The sequence below is a fragment of the Sphingobium xanthum genome, assembly GCF_019737615.1.
GTDB classification, from domain to species: Bacteria; Pseudomonadota; Alphaproteobacteria; order Sphingomonadales; family Sphingomonadaceae; genus Sphingobium; species Sphingobium xanthum.
The window spans coordinates 36,159-53,639 of sequence record NZ_JAHKKS010000012.1 but is presented as its reverse complement, the minus strand read 5'-3'; the positions used below and the strand labels follow the sequence as shown (position 1 = coordinate 53,639).

Below are 17,481 nucleotides of genomic sequence, written 5' to 3'. Positions count from 1 at the left end.
TATGACAGGAGGGACCTTGGCAAGCATTGCCGCCGTCGCGGCGCCCGCGCTGTCGCATCGCCCCCAGCCTCTGTCGCATACGATCAAGAAGACCGGCGAAACACGGCCTATCCAGAGACAGGTTCAGGCCGATGGCGGACGAATCATCCGGCCGCGACGGGCGCCGTCCGATCGGACTGAACAAGGAGAGAGGCAGTCATGGCACAGGTCGATCGCATCCTCACCACGCATGTCGGCAGCCTCGTGCGCCCCGACGACTTTACCGCGGTGCTGCGAAAGAAAGTCGCGGGCGACTTGCCCGACGGCGCCTTCGAGGCGCCGCTGCGCGAGGCCGTCGCCTGGGTCGTGAAGAAGCAGGCCGAGGTCGGCATCGATATCGTCAGCGACGGCGAATACGGGAAGATCGGCGGCTGGGAGCAATATGTGCTCGATCGCCTCTCCGGCTTCGGCGCCGAAATGTCCGAGGCCTCGATGGCCGAAGTCGCGACCGGCGACATGCGCCGCTTCGCCGATTTCTACCGCGAGTTCTGGCCGACGCAGGAGCATCCCGAGGCGATCTACCCCTGTATCGGCGAGATCGCCTATACCGGCTTCGACGAGCTCAATCGCGATATCGACAACATCAAGAGCGGCATGGCTGCGGCGGGCGTCGAAACCGGCTTCCTTCCGGTCGCGGCGCCAGCCAGCGCCTTCTCGCTCTCACCCAACCAGCATTACCCGTCCGACGAGGCCTATATCGAAGCCGGCGCGAAGGCGCTGCGCGAGGAATATCTCGGCATCACCAAGGCCGGCCTGTTCGTGCAGATCGACGACGCGCATCTGCCCTTCATGTGGGACCGCATCGTCCACAACGGTACCCGCGCCGACTATTTCGCCTGGGCGCAACCCCGCATCGACGCGCTCAAGGAAGCGCTCAAGGGCATTCCCGAGGAACAGGTGCGCTATCATATCTGCTGGGGTAGCTGGAACGGCCCGCATGCCTCGGACGTCGAGCTCAGGGAAATCGTCGACCTGCTGCTGGAGTTGCCAGTCGGCGCCTACGCCATCGAGGCGGCCAACCCGCGTCACGAGCATGAATGGAAAGTCTGGAAGGACGTCAAGCTGCCCGAGGGGCGCAAGCTGATCCCCGGCGTCATCAGCCACCAGACCAATGTCGTCGAGCATCCCGAGCTAGTCGCCGAGCGGCTGGTCCGCTACGCCAGCGTCGTCGGCCGCGAGAATGTCATCGGCGGCTCGGACTGCGGCTTCGCGCAGGGACCGTTCGTGCGCCGCGTCCATCCCAGCATCATGTGGGCCAAGCTCGAATCCCTCGTCGAGGGGGCGAAGCTGGCAACGGCCGAACTCTGGCCGTGACGTCTCCCGCATCCGACCAGTTCGCACGGCTGCTGGAAACCCGGGCGCCTTCCGCTCGCCAGTTCGGCATTCTCGCTTTGGTCATGCTGGCGCTCATCATCGACGGGCTGGACATCCAGCTGCTCGCGCTCGTCTCCCCGCTCATTCTCGCGCAATGGGGCATCGACAAGGCGAGCTTCGGCCCTGCCCTTTCCGCCGCTCTCATCGGCATGGCGCTCGGCGCCAGCATCGGCGGATCGCTCGGCGACCGGTTTGGCCGCAAGCGCCTGCTGATCGCCGCCATGCTGAGCTTCGGCCTCGCGACGGCGGCGGCGAGCCTCTCCGAGGCCGTCTGGCAAATGGCGCTGCTGCGGCTCGTGAGCGGCTTCGGCTTCGGCGCCGCCGCGCCCAATGCGATCGCGCTCTGCTCGGAATGGCTGCCGGGCCGCTATCGCGCCATGTCCTCGGCGCTGCTCTCGATCGGCACGCCGCTCGGCGGCATGCTCGGCGCGACCACCGTCCTGTCGCTCGCGCCCATCTATGGCTGGCAGGGCTGCTTCATCGCCTGCGGCCATCTGACGATCCTGCTCGCGGTGATCATGCTCGTCACGCTGCCGGAATCCCCCTCGTTCCTTGTGCGCATCGGCCGCGCTGGGCAGGCGCACCGGCTGTTCGAGCGGTTCGTCTCCCGCAAGGAGATCGTTGCACACCCTGTCGCGACGCGGGTCGAGCCGCAGCCCGAGCAAGGCGCAGCCCGCCTCTTCGCGCGCGAAAATCGCCGCTTCAATCTCGGCGTCTGGCTCGCCTTCTTCAGCATCCAGTTCGTCGCCTATACGTTCGCCGCCTGGACGCCCGTGCTGCTCACCATGGTCAGTATCCCGCTCGCTCAGGCGGTGCAGGCGACCGTCGCGTTCAACTTCTGCGCCGTCGCCGCCGCGATCACCGCCGCGGCCGCGGTCAACCGCCTCGGCCCGCGCCGCCTCATGCTGCTCACCAGCATTGGCACCCTGCTCGCTGTCCTGCTGATGGCGTTCGGCGTCATAAGCCATCAGCACTCGCCTGCCGACAGCACGCATTTCCTGATCATTATGATCGCGAGCGGCATGGTCGGTGGTCTGACCGGCGCATGCATCGCCGCCGTCTATGTCCTGCTTGCGTCTGCTTACGCCGTGGCGTGCCGGGCAAGCGGCATCGGCTTCGCGCTCATGGTCGGCCGCGCCGGCGGCATCGCCACGACGATGGTCGGCGGCGCTCTTCTCGAACTCGCCGGCGACAGCATTGCGCCGTTCTTCGTCGTCCTCACCGTCATCGCCGTCTGCGCGATTATCGGGACGTCGATTATCGATCGGGATGTCGCACCAGTTCGACGCTGAACAGATGCCATGGACAAGGAGATGGTGCCGGGGACGGAGTCGAATTGACTGAGTAAGTCACTGTAATTATGATAATAATCCTTACCACCCCTCGAGGCGAACGGCCAGGCTGGGCAACAACATAGTGCCGCTTCGCGCCAAGCTGCTTCGCGTTCTCTTGACTCGACCTCAGTACTTTCATCGCGCGGAGAGGCGCGCGCATGTCTCCGCAACTATGTCTTGAGATGAAAGGGGGCGATGGTTGCCCCCTTTCACCCCGATCTTCAGTAGCGACCGGTCAAGGTGAGACCGATGGTCCGCGGCCGTAATGACACGGCTTGGAACAGGTTCGGCCCCGCGCCGCTGAATGGCGTCGGAGACTCGCCCAATCCGATTTCGGGGCGCGCGTTGAAGAGGTTCTTCGCGAAAACCGAGATATCGAACCGGTCAAATGTCGCGCCGATACGCAGATTGACCTGATGATAACCCTGCTGAACGCGCAGCGCCGGATTATAGGACGCGAGGTTCAATGGGTTGAGAGCGATCTGCTTGTCCGGGAAACCGGACAGATACTGCCAATCTGCTCGGACATAGGCCTTGTTTGAGCCCATCGGAAATTCGTAAAGCGCACTGCTGCTCACCTGCCATGGCGATCCCGCGACGCGATCCCCCTTGGAGAGCAGATTGCCTGCACCGCCGGCATTCGCGACATTCGCCTGGAACTCGGTATGATTGTAGCCGATCGCCGTCGATAGCTGGAGTTGGTCGGTCGCCCACAAGGCGAGCTCGGCATCAAAGCCCTTGCTGACCGCCGAACCGCCATTGATGACGAACTGGAAGCCGCAACGCAGTCCGATATTCTGCTGAATATTCTTCCAGTCCACATAGTAGCCGCTGGCATTGACCTGCAACTTGTTGCTGAGGAATTTGCCCTTTGCACCGACCTCATAGCTCCAGAGACTGTCCGACTTGTAGGACGAGTAACCAAGCGCCGCGAGATTGAGATTGCAACCTTGGCCGACCTGCGGATTACCACCACCGGTCCGAAAGCCCTTGGCCGCGCTCGCGTAGAGCATTGTATCGGGAGTCGCCTGATAGGAGACGCCGAATTTCGGCGTGACAGGTGTCTCCTTCTGTTGGGCAAAAGCTGTCACGGGGACAGGTCCGACGATCGGTCCATAATTGTTGAATGAGATTTCCACTTCGGTCTGCGCCACGCGGACGCCGGCCGTCACTTTCAGTTTTTCGGTAACATCATAGTCGATCTGGGCGAAGATCGCCGCTTGCGTCTCGTCCAGGGTCATCGGGTCGAGCGCGTTGCCGAGCACCTGACCTGTCACCGGCGATCGGGCACTACCCGCCACTGGCGCACCATAACAGAAGGGGGGCGTCACGATGAACGGCGGTACCGGGCTGGCAGGGCAACCGGCCGTTGGGAAAGACACCGGCACAGTGCTGATGTCGTTATACTGCCGGGCCTCCTGGAAATTCTTCGTGTAGAAGAAACCGACGATCCAATTCAGTGGGCCATTCCCATTCGACTGGAGGCGCAGTTCCTGCGTGAAATTCTCCTGCTCGTTGAATTGATAGGCGTCAGTCGAGTCACCGACGCTCGAGAGATAGGAACCATAATAGAGCGAGTGCTCGAACGCGGTATAGTCATTGAAGGCGCTTTGATCGCGCTTGAAGAAGGATGTGGTCGACGTGATCGTCAAGGGACCGGCATCATATTCGACGGTCAGGGAGGGAATATAGAACTCGTCGCTGCTCGGCTGACTTTGGTTATTCCCCTGAATGAAGTCATTCTCTGTAACCTTGGAAAGGTTGAGCCAGTAGGCGCTCGAGTCATTGACGTAGGAGTTCTGGTAGAAAAGCGAAGCGGTGACATCGAGCTCTTCGGTCGGCTTGAAGCGGATCGCGCCACGGACGATATCGGTATCGACATAATTGGAGTCGGCCTCCACCACCTTGCCGGTTGTCGGCTGCGGCGTACCGTCGATCGGCGTCACCCCGGGGAAGGCGGCCTGGAAATAGGGGTGACTGAGGAAGAAGGCAGAAATATAGGGTCCACCGCCGCGGGGCCGGTCATATTGCATCCTGTCGACGAAGCCGCCGTCGCGGCGATGCCAGGCGCTCAGCCGGAAGGCGATCTTGTCCTCGATGAGGGGACCGCCGACGGCGGCGCCGACTTCCCAGCTCTCGGCGCCTTTTTCGGTTGTACCGATTTCGGCACGACCATAGACGCTAAAGGAGGTCAGCGACGGCTCCGGCGTAATGAAGCGAACCGCGCCACCTTCGGCACCCGCACCGAACAAGGTTCCCTGCGGCCCGCGCAGCACCTCCACACGCTCCAGATCGAAAATTTGCGGGAAGACGCTGAAGCTCGAATAGCCCAGGCTTCGCGCCTGGATCGGAACATCGTCGATATAGATGCCCGTGGTCGCGGCGCCGGCGGCCGAGTTGATGCCGCGGATCGAGATGCGGGCGGCTGCACCGTTTCGTGAATCTGATCGCTGCAGCGTCAGGCCGGGCGAAATTTGCGAGACGTCGTCGATGCTGCGGACGCCCCGTTGATCCAGCGTCTTTTCATCAAACGCCGCGACGCTGATCGGCACTTTGCTTAGGGCCTGCGACTGCCGCTGTGCCGTGATCACGATATCTGCGCCGCCGGCGCTATCCGACGTGTCGCCTGCGACGTCCTGCGCATTAGCCAGGTTCGACCATGCCAAGGCTGTCATCGCGCTCGTCATGATCAAGGCGCGTCTTGCTGTTACTGGATAGAGCTTCATCTTGCGTCTCCCTTCCCCGTGGCGCCGGCCCTCTTTTTGGATTGAGCTGCCGCCAACTCACCTGAACTTTCAGCCGCGCTCTCTGGCCCGGCTGTTTCACCGGGGCTGTCCCGGCCTGTGGAGACAGGTCGCCTCCAACATTGAGAGACATGTTCGGGAAGTTCGCATCTCGATGCTTTGCAGAAGCGGACAACTTGTTGAGGATTCAAATCCGTCGCGTCACCACCAAGGCATCCTGCGCACAGCGTGCCCGCCGACGGTCCTGCGTCCTAGCCGGCAGGCGGCGCGAAACGGAGGGCGCCAGGCACGACGAGAGCTGGCGTTCGGCGGAGACTTGTTCCGGATCAAAAGGAAGATGCGCCGTCATTCGCCGCCCTGCCCGGACGGCGATGAGGGGCATCCCGGCAGTCGATCGATCAGGCTATGGCGATATAGTTTTTCGTGAACCGCTCGCTGTGGATTTCCCACAGCACGGCAGTGCCCTTTTCGACGAACCAGCCGTCGCCAGGGCCATAGCTTGTCGACACGCCCGCGTTCTGATCGGTGAGTGTGAGATGGCCTTCAACCACGACGGCATGTTCGGTGAATGGATAAGTCATCGCGAACTTGCCTTTCGTCACGGCAAAGAAGGCGCAGGACAGAGGTGCGTCGGGCGTGCCGTACACCATGCGACCAAATGCGAGGCAATCGCCCTCTAGAATTTCGGATCCCAGATCGGCCACGGTACCCCATGCGTCGAGCTCCGGGAGAGGGTCGCCTTGCTTGATTGCAAACATTCTGACTGCTTTCTGATAGGGCCGCTAACGGCCGTTGAAGAATCCGCTGAGTTGGTGCCAGCTCTTCGCTGCGGTCATGATCGCCGGCCGGGCCTTGTCGCGTCCCAAGATTCTGGCATGGGGGATCGAACTCATGAGATCGTATCGCGCCGAACCTTCCGATATACCTTCGGCCAGCACCTTGCAGACGATATGGGACGGCGTGACGCCGAAGCCCGAATAGCCCTGTACGAAGAAGGCGTTGCGGCAGCGCGACAAGGAGCCGATCTGCGGAAAGAGGTTGGCGCTGCACGCCATTGCGCCGCCCCAGGCATAGTCGATCTTCACATCGGCCAGATATGGGAACAGGCCGCGCAGCAAATCACGGTTCCATGCGGCATAATCAGCCGGAAAATATTCGACCAGCCGGGTGGCCGATCCAAACAGCAATCGGTTCTCGGCCGTCACCCGAAAATAGTTGATGACCGGGCTGATGTCGGAGTAGGCGCCGCGAAAAGGGCTGATCTGCGCGCAGACGGCGTCGGACAGGGGTTCCGTCGCGATCTGGAAGGAATAGGTATTTATCGTCCGGGAAGAGATTTCCGGCTCAAGACCATCGAGAAAACTGTCGCAGGCCCAGAGCAATTTGCGGGCACGCACGATTCCGGCATTCGTCCGCACGATGATCGTGTCGCCATATTCCACGGCGGTGACCGGGCTGTTCTCGAAAATCTTCACGCCCAGGCTGACCGCCGCCCGTGCCTCCCCCAGAAGTAGGTTCAGCGAGTGAACATGGCCGCCGCCCATATGGCGAATGGCGGCGCAATAGACATCCGATCCGACGATGCCCTGCACAGCAGGGCCATCGACATATTGAATATCTTCATCCGGTTCGGCGTCGCGAAATTCCTTCTCCCATTTTCGCAACGTGCGCGCCTGCCGCTGATTGACGGCCAGATATCCGTAACCGCGATGGACATCGGCATTGATGCCATATTTCTCGGCCCGTGCCCGCAGAATGCCCGCCCCTTCGCTGGCGATCTGGAACAATATGTTCATGCCGTCAGGCCCGACATGCTTTTCCATCGCGTCGATATCATGGCCGATCCCGGCCATGACTTGACCGCCGTTGCGGCCGGTCCCACCATAGCCCAGATGGCGCGCCTCCAGGATCGCGATGTTGGCAATGCCCTTTTCGGCCAGCTCCAGCGCCGTGTTGACGCCGGAAAAGCCACCGCCGATCACGACAACATCGACATCCAGATCCTGCGTCAGGCGCGGATATTGAACGTCATATTTCCTGGTGGCCGTGTAGTAATTGACTGCGTCGAGGCGAGACCGATGCTTATTCATCAAACCGATTTCCATTGCCTGAGATCGAACGACATGAAGTCGGCGCCCTCCGCCCAGATATGTTTACCCAGCCATGGTGGAGGAAGCGGCATGAGGTGGCTTGGCAATTCCGGTCATCAATGCGCGATGCAGACGGCCTTCTCTTCCAGATAACCGTCGAGCCAGGCCGATCCAAAGTCTCGGCCGATGCCAGACATTTTCATGCCCCCAAATGGCATGTTGGGGTCGATGAAGACGTGACTGTTGATCCAGACGGTCCCGCTCTGGACGCGCTGGGAGATGGCCATCGCCTTGTCGATATCCTGCGTCCAGATGCTCGCCGCCAGCCCGTAGGTGGAGTCATTGGCCCGCTGCAAAGCCTCTTCCTCGCTCTCCACGGGCGTGATGCTCAGGATCGGGCCAAACACTTCCTGCCGGGCGAGCGGCGTTTTCTCGTCAGGATCGATGACCAATGCCGGCGACACGAAATGTCCCTCGGCAGGCGCCTGCGCGCCGCGGCGTATCAGCACGCCAGCCTCGGCCGCTTGCTGGATGGAGGCCTCGACTTTCGCGCGATGCGTCGCCGACGCCAGCGGGGTCAGTTGTGCGGCCGGATCCATGCCGCTGCCCATGACCATGGCCTGGATCGCGGCCTCCAGCGCTTCACAGAGCGGATCGAACCGATTGCGCGTCACATAGATGCGCGAGACGGCCGCGCACACTTGGCCGCCGTTCAGCAGTCCCCCGGTCAGCAACCCCGGCACGACCTTGTCGAGAATGGCATCCTCCAGCACGATGGCGGGATTCTTGCCGCCCAGTTCCAGGGTAAACCGCTTCATGCCGTCGATCGCGGCGGTGCCGACGGCTTTGCCTGCCACGGTCGATCCCGTGAAGCTGATCTTGGCTACGAGCGGATGAACAGACAGCCACCGGCCCACCTCCCCGCCTCCCGTGACGACATTGAAGACACCATCGGGAACACCGGCTTCCCGGGCCAGCTCGGCCAGCCACAAGGCCGTGAGAGGGGTTATCTCCGATGGCTTGAGCACGATGCTGCAGCCCGATGCCAGGGCGGGCAGGACTTTCCACAGGGCGATCATGAGCGGAAAATTCCAGGGCACGATGCCGGCAACGACACCGACCGGCTCCCTCCGCGTGTAGCTCGTCCATCTGGTGGGGCCACCGGGCAGCGAGACGTCGAAGGTCCGGCCGGATATCTTGGTGGTAAGGCCGGCCGCATAGCGGATCCATTCTATCGATGCGCCTACTTCGATCGCCCTCGACATGTGAATGGACTTGCCCTGCTCGAGCGTCTCCAACTGGGCGAATGCTTCGGCGCGCGCTTCCAGAAGGTCCGCGAGACGAAGGAGGATACGCTCACGATCTGCCGGACGCAGATTCCGCCACCGGCCATCCTCGAAGGCTGTGTGCGCCGAGGATATGGCGGCATCCACATCAGCAGAACTTGCTGACGAGACCTGCGCAATCACCTTTCCGGACGCGGGATCGTCAACGGCGATCTGGTCCGTGCCCGTCGCCCGGACGAACTGTCCATCGATGAACAATGCATGGTCGCGCGCCAGAAAAGACGTGACGCTGGATTCGATCTCGTGCGGACCGGAATAGCCCATCCTAAGCCTCCAAATATCTTGTGCGGCGGGCCATCGGCTGGTCCGCTGCCGCATATCCTGCTCGACGGGCGCCATGCCCGGGCCAGCACCCGTCGAGCCCACGCACTCCTATCGCTGGGCCGCCTGATAGACCTTCTCGCCATTGATGAAGGTCATCAGCACTTTGGTGTTGTGAACATCGGTGATCGGTACTGTGAAGATATCCCGATCGAGTACGATGAAATCGGCAAGCTTGCCTTGTTCCAGCGTGCCGGTGGCATGGTCGAAATTCATCTGACGGGCAGACTGGCGGGTGAAGATGTCGATTGCCTGGGGCAGTGTAATGCGTTCCGCCTCGCCCAAAGCCTCGCCGCCGCCGCCCGGCACCTGCCGCGTGACCAGGGTTTCGATCGCGATGAAGGGATTGACGCTCGGCACGACGTTCCAGTCGGAGCCGGGCACGACCATCGCACCGGCATCGAGCGCATCCTTAATGGGAATCCAGCGCTTCATCCGCTCTTCGCCGACCGCTTTGCGAATGTCTGCGATGATCGGCGAATTGTACCAGATATAGGGTGAGAATTCGAAGGCCGCGCCGATCCGGACACCGCGCTGAATGTCCGACAGGTTGACGAAGCTGTTATGCCCGACATTGTGCATCGCGCCGCTCGCGCCATTACTCTTGCGCGCCGCCTCGATCGCATCGAGACCTGCCCGGACCGCCGCATCGCCGGCAGCATGGAATTTGACGGTCAGGCCGGCGCGATCCAGCTGCGTCACGCGCTTGTTGAGCTCATCCTGCGGGATGAGCAGTAGCCCCTTCTCCCGATCGGTCTCGCTCGCCGCCGCCGCATGATGCGGTTCATAGGCGTCCAGCATCGCTGCGGTGTGCCCGTCGGTCGGCACGCCATCCAGAACGAGTTTCACGCAGGAGGGGGAGAAACGATCACGCGCATAGAACATGCGATCGGTGATCAAGGTGGCATCCTGCCCCCAGAGACAGGCACGCACGCGCTGCTTGAGCTTCCCGCTGTCGGCGAGGCTCGCATAAGCCTCCGCCGTTCCGCGAGCGACGCCGGCATCGTCGAAAGCCGTGATGCCGAATTCCAGCATATTATTCAGTGCCCAGCCAAGCGCCTCGACGCTGCGCTCCGGCGATGGCCCGGGAATGTTGCGCGACACGAGATTTGCGGCACTTTCGCGCAAAATGCCCGTGGCCTTGCCGGCATGATCGCGCTCGATGATTCCGCCCTCGGGGTCAGGCGTCTTGTCGACGATGCCGGCGGCCTTGAACGCCAGCGAATTGCCCCAGGCGCTGTGGCCGGAAATGTCCCGCAACAGCACCGGATTATCGGGCGAGACGCTGTCGAGCAGTTTCATCGTCGGCGGCGTCTTGCCGAAACTGTCATTCTGATAGCCGCCGCCGTCGATCCATTCGCCCGGCTTCGCCTTGGCGACGCATTGCGCGATCACGGCGAGCGACGCCTTGGCATTTGCCCCTTGCGGGATCATGCAGCGAAACTGCGCCATGCCGCCGCCGGAGGGGTGGACATGCATATCGTGCAGGCCAGGGATGATCAGCTTTCCATCGAGGTCGATCGCTTGCGTGCTTGGGCCGCGATGCTTGGAGAGCGATGCCGCATCGCCGATGGCGACGATCGTGCCCTTGGCGATCGCCATGGCGCTTGCCCAGCCCTGCGGCGTGTAGATTTTCGCGTCCTCGACGATGAGGTCGGCAATAATCGGCTTCACCTCCGCCGCAGCCGTGAACTGCGCCGCTCCCCGGTGCTCCATTCCCGGCAGGGCCGCTCCGGCCAATGCCAACAGCGCCAGTGATCTATACTTCATTCTGTCCTCCCAAAGTGCTTTGGACTTACGAAAATCTCCAGCGGGCATCGGCCTAGTGGCTACAGGATGCGACGAGCGAGCTGCGGAGACATCACGCGGCCCCCTTCGCGCGGCGGCGGCGGTCAATCATCGCGGGAACAAGCAGGAGCAGAGCGACCAGCATCAGCGCGATGGCGAACCATTTGATCGTCTCAAATCCTTCGGTTTCGCCCAGCAGCGCACTGGCCAGCAAAGGGCCGAAAGCAAGGCCGGCCATCTGAACCGCCACAGCCACCGACATCAGTCGGCCGGACGCCGTCAGCGTTGGCGCGAGGCCCAGAATGAAGGGCATCGCGAAGTTCCAGATCGTGTTGAAGAGGATCACCGTCGCGAGAAACAGGGCGAAAGACGGTGCTCCCAAGACAAGAGCGAGAACGGCCGCCCCGCCCGACGTTCCGACCACGACCGAAGCGATGCTTGAGAATTTCTCGGCCAGAGACATTGCCGCCAATGCGCCGACGATCGCCGTGAACTGGCAGATCAACAAGGCGTTGGCGACGTCCTGCTCCGCGATTCCGGCATCAAGCCCGATCAAGAAGAGATTGGCCCAGGCGATGCTGACCGCCGTATTATAGACGAAGACACCCAGCAGGAACGCCAGGATGATGACGATAGGCGCGTCCTTCAAGGTCTGCGTCGCATGGATCTCGCCCCGGCCTTGCGACCGCATATCAGCGGGCAGCGCGAAGGCGGCGAAGACCGCCGCCCCGCTTGCAACTGCCCAGGCCCAGAAAATGGCCTGCAATCCGAATGTGGCGAGAACGCTGGGCATCGCCCAGAGACCGATCGCACCATAGGTCAGCAGCGACACGAGATAGAGACCAAGCCCTCGCTCCGGGCGCGGCCCCGTCCCGATCACGGTGAAGCTGATCGAGATGACAAATCCCGCGCCAAAGCCGGCGAGAAGCCTCGCGAGAAACAGCATCTCCAGCTCCGGCGAGAGCGCGGACAGGATATTGCCCAGGCTCGCCACGACCAGGGCGACCGCAGTTTGGAGTCGCCATGATACATGATCGCCGATCAGGGTGGCGAGGATGGTGGCGATGGCAATGCCGAGCATCTCGCGAAAGGCAAGATCATTGGCGACGGCCGGGTCCACGCGCAGCTCGGTGACGAAGCCCTGGACCAGACCTGGCTGGACGATGAACCCCAGCACGCCAATGGTTCCGAGCAGGATGGCTGCCCAGGAAGATCCGCCGTCACGCCGTCCATCAGCGGTCAATGCCTCAAACTCGTCGCCCAAGTCCGTCCCTTCCGATTGCCGACTTCTGGAGGTTCGCCACGGCAGCCATCTTCATGAGGTTATGAAGCTCCGGCGATGCCTTCTTGGCCAAATCGGCCATTGTCCCGCCAGCGTGTCGCGAGACAGAGTCGTCGTCAATCGGGGGCCAGCATTCGGGCATTGCCAAGCGAGGGGCTGGGGAAAGGACACGCCATGAGCGATGCCATATTTCAACTGACGGGCCGCACCGCGCTGATCACTGGCGCCGGACGTGGCATCGGGCGCGCGATCGCACTGGTTTTCGCGTGGGCAGGCGCCCGGGTCGTCGTGGCGACGCGCACCGAGGCAGCCGGTCGTGAAACGGTCGACCGGATCAGGGCGATGGGCAGCGAGGCATGCCTCGTGACGGCCGATGTTGGCTCCTCCTCCGCATGCCATGACCTGATCGAAGAGGCTGCCGGCGCTTTTGGCGGCCTCGACATTCTCCTGCATAACGCCGCGATCTTCCCGTCCGAAACCATCGAACATCTTGCAGACGACACGCTCGACGCAACGCTGGCCATCAACCTCAAATCGGCTTTCTGGCTGACGAAGGGGGCCTTGCCGCACTTGCGACGCTCGCCCGCGCCGCGCCTGCTCTTCACCTCCTCCGTGACGGGTCCCCGTGTTGCCCTGCCCGGACTCGCCCATTATGCAGCGTCCAAGGCGGGTCTGAACGGGTTCATCCGGTCGGCCGCGATGGAGTTCGCGGCGGAGGGCATAACGGTGAACGGCGTGGAGCCGGGGCTGATCCAGACCGATGCGTTGGATGCGCTCGGAGACGCTTTTCGGTTGAGCCGGATGCAGACAGCCATTCCGCTCAAGCGCTTCGGCCAGCCCGAAGACATCGCCTATGCCATGCTGTTCCTGGCGTCGGATCAAGCCGCCTTCATTACGGGGCAGACGATCATCGTCGATGGCGGCGCCTTGCTGCCGGAAAACCGGCTCGACTAGCCGGCGTCGCCTTGTCGACAGCGGTCCATCATCGCCAGCGAGGAAGTCCTGCAATGCGCCTGTTCGATCCTGATTTTGCCGAAGCTTTTCTGGCGGCAATTCGCAACCTTCTGCCGCTGGCCGGAGCGAGCTGTTACGCTGTCGACGAACAGGGAAACCCGATCTGGCACAGGCTGAGCGGCATGCCTCTCGCGCAGTTGCGCGACTATCGCCGCCGCTTCCATATGACGGACCCCTTTCACCCGGCCCGTCATGACGGCGACACGCAAACCGTCATCGCCGCCGATCAGGCTTATCGCTCGATCGACCCCCGCCCCTATCAGGAAGGTTTTCTGCGCGGGCACGGCTTTTGCGACGAGATCGAACTCTTCTTTCGCGATAGCGGTGGCCGGATCGTGGCGGGCGTCGGGCTTTTCCGGGATGACAGGATCGGCATGTTCCGCGCCGCCGATTTTGCGATGCTCCGGCGCACGATGCCGCTGCTCCAGCTGGCCGTCGGTGATCGCTTCAATCAGGCAAAGCCGGAAATGAGCTGGGAATCCTCCGGACTGATCAAGGCGCTGACACGGCGGGAACGCGAGGTCACGGCGCTGCTCGTTCGCGGGCTGAGCAACAAGGAGATTTCAGAGCAGTGCGACGTGAGCATCTCGACGGTCAAAGCGCATCTTGTCAGCATCTTCGAGAAGACGAGCGCTGCATCGCGCGCGGACCTGACCGCGAAATTGCTCATGGCGGGACGCGAGGCAGCAGCTACGGACGAGAGAGAAATGCCTCGGCCTCCCTGCAGCATCGCTCAATCAGCATGGGAGCCAGTTCGCGGGCGGTCGCTGTCTCGGCGCGCGTGCTGACCCAGCCGAGATAGGTGGTCGCACGCAACAACAGGAATAGCGGCAGAGCGTCGAGATCGCTTTCCGGCAGGTCCCGCACGGTGCGATAGCCCGCTATGAGGGCGTCTGTTAGGCCATCATGATCGGCATCGTCCCGCGTGAAGTAGATGCTGGTTGCAAGATCGAACAGGTTCCAGCCAAACCCGCAATCATCAAAATCGATCGGCCGCACCTGAGCGCCATCGACAAGCACATTGTCCGCGAGAAGATCGGCATGGATCAGCCCGGAATTGTGCGCCGTCTGCGGGAAGGACTTGAGCGCACTCGCGGCTGCCTCCCGCGCTCGCACCAAGAGCGCCCGCTCGCCGGTCGTCAGCCTGTCGAGCTCCCAGAAGCGTCCCCAGTGCGGATTTTCGCCTACCAGCGCTTCCGCGAACCAGTCAGGTCGCAAGAAGCCGGCTGGCATTGTCCAGTTGGCCGCCTGTTCATGCAGCGTCGCCAGCAATTCCCCGACCTTGCGGTAGTGCGCGCGGCGCTGCGCCACCGAGAGCGCACCGCCCCGTTCGAGAACGGCAAGCGGGACGCCGTCGAGCCAGCTGAGCATGTCGATCTGGCGACGCTCGGCAATACTCGGCGACCGGGCGAAGGTCAGCAGGTCGCCCCGTTCGTTCCGGATAATATCCGGCACCGCGACACCGCTGGACGCCAGGGCATTCATCCAGGCCAATTCCGACACCAGCGCCGCATCATCATGATATCCATAACGGTGGATGCGCAGGGCGAACACCGCGCCATCGTCCCGCGTCACCTTGAAGATAGCATTTTCGCGATATTTGATGAGCGCCGGCTGGGCGAAGCATCCCCGATATTGCGTCAGCGCGGTTCGTGCCAGCTCACCGAGCGCCGCGATCTGGCGGTCCGTCGACCAGTCATAGAAATCGGTCATCGCGCGGCACCATCGAGTCCGGCAAGCGTCGCTTCAAGCGCATCGATGAAGAGATCTACCTCGTCCATGCCGAACGGCATGGGGGGACGAATCTTGAGGATATTGTCCGCGGGGCCGATCCGGCTGATCAACACATGCCGGTCTCTCATCGCGTTGACGATGGCGCGGCAGGCGACGGGATCGGGCAATGTCTTGGAGTCGATGATTTCGACGGCGGCGAACAGGCCCCGACCACGCACATCGGCGATGCACGAGAAACGGGACGACAGGTCTGACAGGCGCTGCTGCAGATACTGCCCGGTCTCATGCGCGCGCTCGACGAGCCGGTCTTCGCCCAGAGCGTCGAGGACGGCGAGGCCCACCGCAGCTGAGACGGGATTTCCCCCGAACGTATTGAAATATAATGCATCCTTCGTGAATTGATCGACAAGCCCAGCCCTCGTGACCACGGCGCCGATGGGATGACCGTTGCCCATGGGCTTGCCGAGGGTGGCGAGGTCCGGCACGATACCCAAGCCTTCGAAACCCCACATCGCATCGCCCATCCGCCCGAAGCCGGCTTGAACTTCGTCGGCAATGAAAAAGCCGCCGGCCTCCCGCACCCGGTCTGCAACGCCCTGCACATAAGCCGGGGGCACGTCGAGCAGCCCCTCTGTCGAAAAGGCGGTATCGAACAAGACGGCTGCCACGCCATATCCTGCCTCCTGCAGCGATCCTATCGCGGTATCGACAAGGGCAAGATGGTGACGGACCATCTCCTCCGATGAGCCGTCCCACCGGGAGGGATCGGGCAGAGCCACGGCCCGGGCAGACGCGGAAAATGGCTCGGGATGCGGAAGGCCAGTGGTGATTTCGGCAAGTCCGGACGAATTGCCATGATAGCTGAAATCGCTGACGATGACGCCGCTATGGCCGCTCTGCGTCCGCGCTATCCGCAAGGCAAGCTCGTTCGCCTCCGTCCCGGTGCAGACGAATACCGCCCGGTCGAGCGCCACAGGAAACGTGGCGAGGAGCCGCTCCGAATAGTCGAGGATCGCTTCATGAAGATAGCGGGTGCTCACATTGATCCGACCGGCCTGTGCGCAGAGCGCCTGCGTGACGCGGGGGTGGCAATGGCCGACATGGGGCACATTATTGTAGCAATCGAGATATCTCGTGCCCTCCGCGTCCCAGACCCAGCAGCCCTCGCCGCGTACGAGGTCCAGGGGCCGATCGTAGAAAAGCGGCGCGTTCGGCCCGAATGCGGTCATGCGGCGACCCAGGAGATCAACATTGCTGCGCATCAAGTCGCCTCTGTCTTTGCTCGTTGTCAGGCCGTTGATGGCGCTCCGTGGCGGACGCGAACATTGGTCAAAAGTTGGTTCTTTGCGAAAAACCGCACATCGTCGCGCAACACCGATCAATCATGCGCGGACGCCTCGCGATATTGCGAGGGGCTCAATCCGACACGCTGCTGAAAAGCCCTGATGAAACTCGCGCTCTCTGAATAACCGACCGCGAGCGCAACGTCGGCGATGGTCCGGTCCGAGGTCGCGAGCATCCGCTTCGCGTTGGAGATCCGATGCTCGGCCAGAAGATGCCGGAAGGGCTTTTCCTCGGCCTTCAACCGGCGGGCGAGCGTCGAAACGGAGATTGCGAGCCGGTCCGCGATCTGCGTTTCCGAATGAAGGCCCGCCACGATCAATTCCCGTACCTGATCGCTGGTCGAATATTGCCCGGTTCTGGCACGCGCGAGCGTTTCGAGATGGTTGGCGATGATGTTGGTCAACATGCCCTGGCGCAGGGGACTTCGCATCTCAAAACCGTCCCGGGCGTAGATGATCGCATTGCTCTCTTGCTCGAAGAATGTCTCGCAGCCGAAATGCGTCCAGTAATTGCCGTAGCGGCCGGTGAGGCTATGCTCAAAATGCACTTCTTGCGGGCGAACCTTTCCATCGGAATAGATTTTGATGAGGTTGTCGATCGCCGCGATGGAATATTCGGCATCCTGCCGCCGGTGAACGATGCCATCATCGATGATGCGATATTCTACCCGGACGGAGCCTTGGGTGGCGATAACCCGATGGACCGTTCCCCCTTGCAGCGCCTTGAGATGGTTCGAGACGTAAAGCACGGCATCGAGCAGGGTCGGCGCGCTCATGAACAAATAGCCGAGTGCGCTCAGGCTACCGGGGTCCTTGAAGCGGGCGGCATGGAGACCGAGGTTGGGACTTGCCGAGCATTCGGCCGCGAGTTCGAAGAAATGCACATATCTGGCCAGATCGATGAACGGGGCGCGCGAGATAAGCACCGTCCGACTGATCCCTGCCGCCTCCAATATGGGCCCGGTGCAGGTGCCGTTAGCCTCCAGCCAATCGACGATATAGTTGAGGATATCGATCGATATTTGTGGTGCGCCACTCTCCATTGCAATCAGGGTGACCGGGTGCATGGCCT

Annotated in this window: 13 protein-coding genes; 4 read left to right on the top strand and 9 right to left on the bottom strand. The window is 62.2% G+C overall.

Annotated features, from left to right (window positions below; translation table 11 throughout):
• Window positions 1–198: 198 nt before the first annotated feature.
• Together KM135_RS17065 and KM135_RS17060 are read left to right on the top strand one after the other, a co-directional pair.
• Window positions 199–1,353, top strand: a complete 1,155-nt coding sequence (locus KM135_RS17065; protein WP_221715247.1) for a cobalamin-independent methionine synthase II family protein — start codon at window positions 199–201, stop codon at window positions 1,351–1,353.
• Entirely contained in the window at window positions 1,350–2,705 is a 1,356-nt protein-coding gene (locus tag KM135_RS17060) for an MFS transporter (protein WP_221715246.1), read from the top strand. The genes KM135_RS17065 and KM135_RS17060 overlap by 4 nt, the downstream gene beginning before the upstream one ends.
• A gap of 263 nt (window positions 2,706–2,968) precedes the next feature.
• Here KM135_RS17060 and KM135_RS17055 read toward each other — a convergent pair whose 3' ends face one another.
• The 6 genes from KM135_RS17055 to KM135_RS17030 all read right to left on the bottom strand — a co-directional run bounded on the left by KM135_RS17055 (window position 2,969) and on the right by KM135_RS17030 (window position 12,300).
• Entirely contained in the window at window positions 2,969–5,473 is a 2,505-nt protein-coding gene (locus KM135_RS17055; RefSeq protein ID WP_221715245.1) for a TonB-dependent receptor, read from the bottom strand.
• A 416-nt stretch (window positions 5,474–5,889) separates the two neighbouring features.
• A complete protein-coding gene (locus tag KM135_RS17050) occupies window positions 5,890–6,249 on the bottom strand; it encodes a cupin domain-containing protein (RefSeq protein WP_221715244.1) in 360 nt (119 codons plus the stop codon).
• Between the two features lie 24 nt (window positions 6,250–6,273).
• The gene (locus KM135_RS17045) at window positions 6,274–7,581 is read right to left on the bottom strand and encodes an NAD(P)/FAD-dependent oxidoreductase (RefSeq protein ID WP_221715243.1); all 1,308 of its coding nucleotides are present in this window, start codon (window positions 7,579–7,581) and stop codon (window positions 6,274–6,276) included.
• A 116-nt stretch (window positions 7,582–7,697) separates the two neighbouring features.
• The gene (locus KM135_RS17040; protein ID WP_246606272.1) at window positions 7,698–9,266 is read right to left on the bottom strand and encodes an aldehyde dehydrogenase family protein; all 1,569 of its coding nucleotides are present in this window, start codon (window positions 9,264–9,266) and stop codon (window positions 7,698–7,700) included.
• A 33-nt stretch (window positions 9,267–9,299) separates the two neighbouring features.
• Window positions 9,300–11,018, bottom strand: coding sequence for an amidohydrolase (locus KM135_RS17035; RefSeq protein ID WP_221715242.1), 1,719 nt, complete (start codon window positions 11,016–11,018; stop codon window positions 9,300–9,302).
• Between the two features lie 91 nt (window positions 11,019–11,109).
• Window positions 11,110–12,300: an MFS transporter gene (locus KM135_RS17030; protein WP_221715241.1), complete on the bottom strand. Its 1,191-nt coding sequence runs from the start codon at window positions 12,298–12,300 to the stop codon at window positions 11,110–11,112.
• 99 nt (window positions 12,301–12,399) lie between these two features.
• On the opposite strand from KM135_RS17030, the gene KM135_RS17025 reads away from it, so the two are divergent.
• Both KM135_RS17025 and KM135_RS17020 read left to right on the top strand, forming a co-directional pair.
• Window positions 12,400–13,272, top strand: a complete 873-nt coding sequence (locus KM135_RS17025) for an SDR family oxidoreductase (RefSeq protein WP_246606269.1) — start codon at window positions 12,400–12,402, stop codon at window positions 13,270–13,272.
• 53 nt (window positions 13,273–13,325) lie between these two features.
• Window positions 13,326–14,120, top strand: a complete 795-nt coding sequence (locus tag KM135_RS17020) for a helix-turn-helix transcriptional regulator (RefSeq protein WP_221715240.1) — start codon at window positions 13,326–13,328, stop codon at window positions 14,118–14,120.
• On the opposite strand, the gene KM135_RS17015 is transcribed toward KM135_RS17020, so the two are convergent.
• The 3 genes from KM135_RS17015 to KM135_RS17005 form a co-directional block, all read right to left on the bottom strand.
• On the bottom strand, window positions 14,023–15,045 hold the full coding sequence (locus KM135_RS17015) for a phosphotransferase enzyme family protein (protein WP_221715239.1): 1,023 nt from the start codon (window positions 15,043–15,045) through the stop codon (window positions 14,023–14,025). The genes KM135_RS17020 and KM135_RS17015 overlap by 98 nt on opposite strands.
• The gene (locus KM135_RS17010) at window positions 15,042–16,295 is read right to left on the bottom strand and encodes an aspartate aminotransferase family protein (protein ID WP_246606267.1); all 1,254 of its coding nucleotides are present in this window, start codon (window positions 16,293–16,295) and stop codon (window positions 15,042–15,044) included. The genes KM135_RS17015 and KM135_RS17010 overlap by 4 nt, the downstream gene beginning before the upstream one ends.
• A 149-nt stretch (window positions 16,296–16,444) precedes the next feature.
• Complete coding sequence (locus KM135_RS17005; protein WP_221715237.1) at window positions 16,445–17,476, bottom strand: AraC family transcriptional regulator; 1,032 nt, start codon at window positions 17,474–17,476, stop codon at window positions 16,445–16,447.
• Between the last annotated feature and the right edge of the window lie 5 nt (window positions 17,477–17,481).

Bases quoted from the DNA above. Each gene is read 5' to 3' on its own strand.
- KM135_RS17065 (WP_221715247.1), top strand. From the start codon at position 199: ATGGCACAGGTCGATCGCATCCTCACCACGCATGTCGGCAGCCTCGTG.
- KM135_RS17055 (WP_221715245.1), bottom strand. From the start codon at position 5,473: ATGAAGCTCTATCCAGTAACAGCAAGACGCGCCTTGATCATGACGAGC.
- KM135_RS17050 (WP_221715244.1), bottom strand. From the start codon at position 6,249: ATGTTTGCAATCAAGCAAGGCGACCCTCTCCCGGAGCTCGACGCATGG.
- KM135_RS17045 (WP_221715243.1), bottom strand. From the start codon at position 7,581: ATGAATAAGCATCGGTCTCGCCTCGACGCAGTCAATTACTACACGGCC.
- KM135_RS17040 (WP_246606272.1), bottom strand. From the start codon at position 9,266: ATGGCGCCCGTCGAGCAGGATATGCGGCAGCGGACCAGCCGATGGCCC.
- KM135_RS17035 (WP_221715242.1), bottom strand. From the start codon at position 11,018: ATGAAGTATAGATCACTGGCGCTGTTGGCATTGGCCGGAGCGGCCCTG.
- KM135_RS17020 (WP_221715240.1), top strand. From the start codon at position 13,326: ATGCGCCTGTTCGATCCTGATTTTGCCGAAGCTTTTCTGGCGGCAATT.
- KM135_RS17015 (WP_221715239.1), bottom strand. From the start codon at position 15,045: ATGACCGATTTCTATGACTGGTCGACGGACCGCCAGATCGCGGCGCTC.
- KM135_RS17010 (WP_246606267.1), bottom strand. From the start codon at position 16,295: ATGACCGCATTCGGGCCGAACGCGCCGCTTTTCTACGATCGGCCCCTG.
- KM135_RS17005 (WP_221715237.1), bottom strand. From the start codon at position 17,476: ATGCACCCGGTCACCCTGATTGCAATGGAGAGTGGCGCACCACAAATA.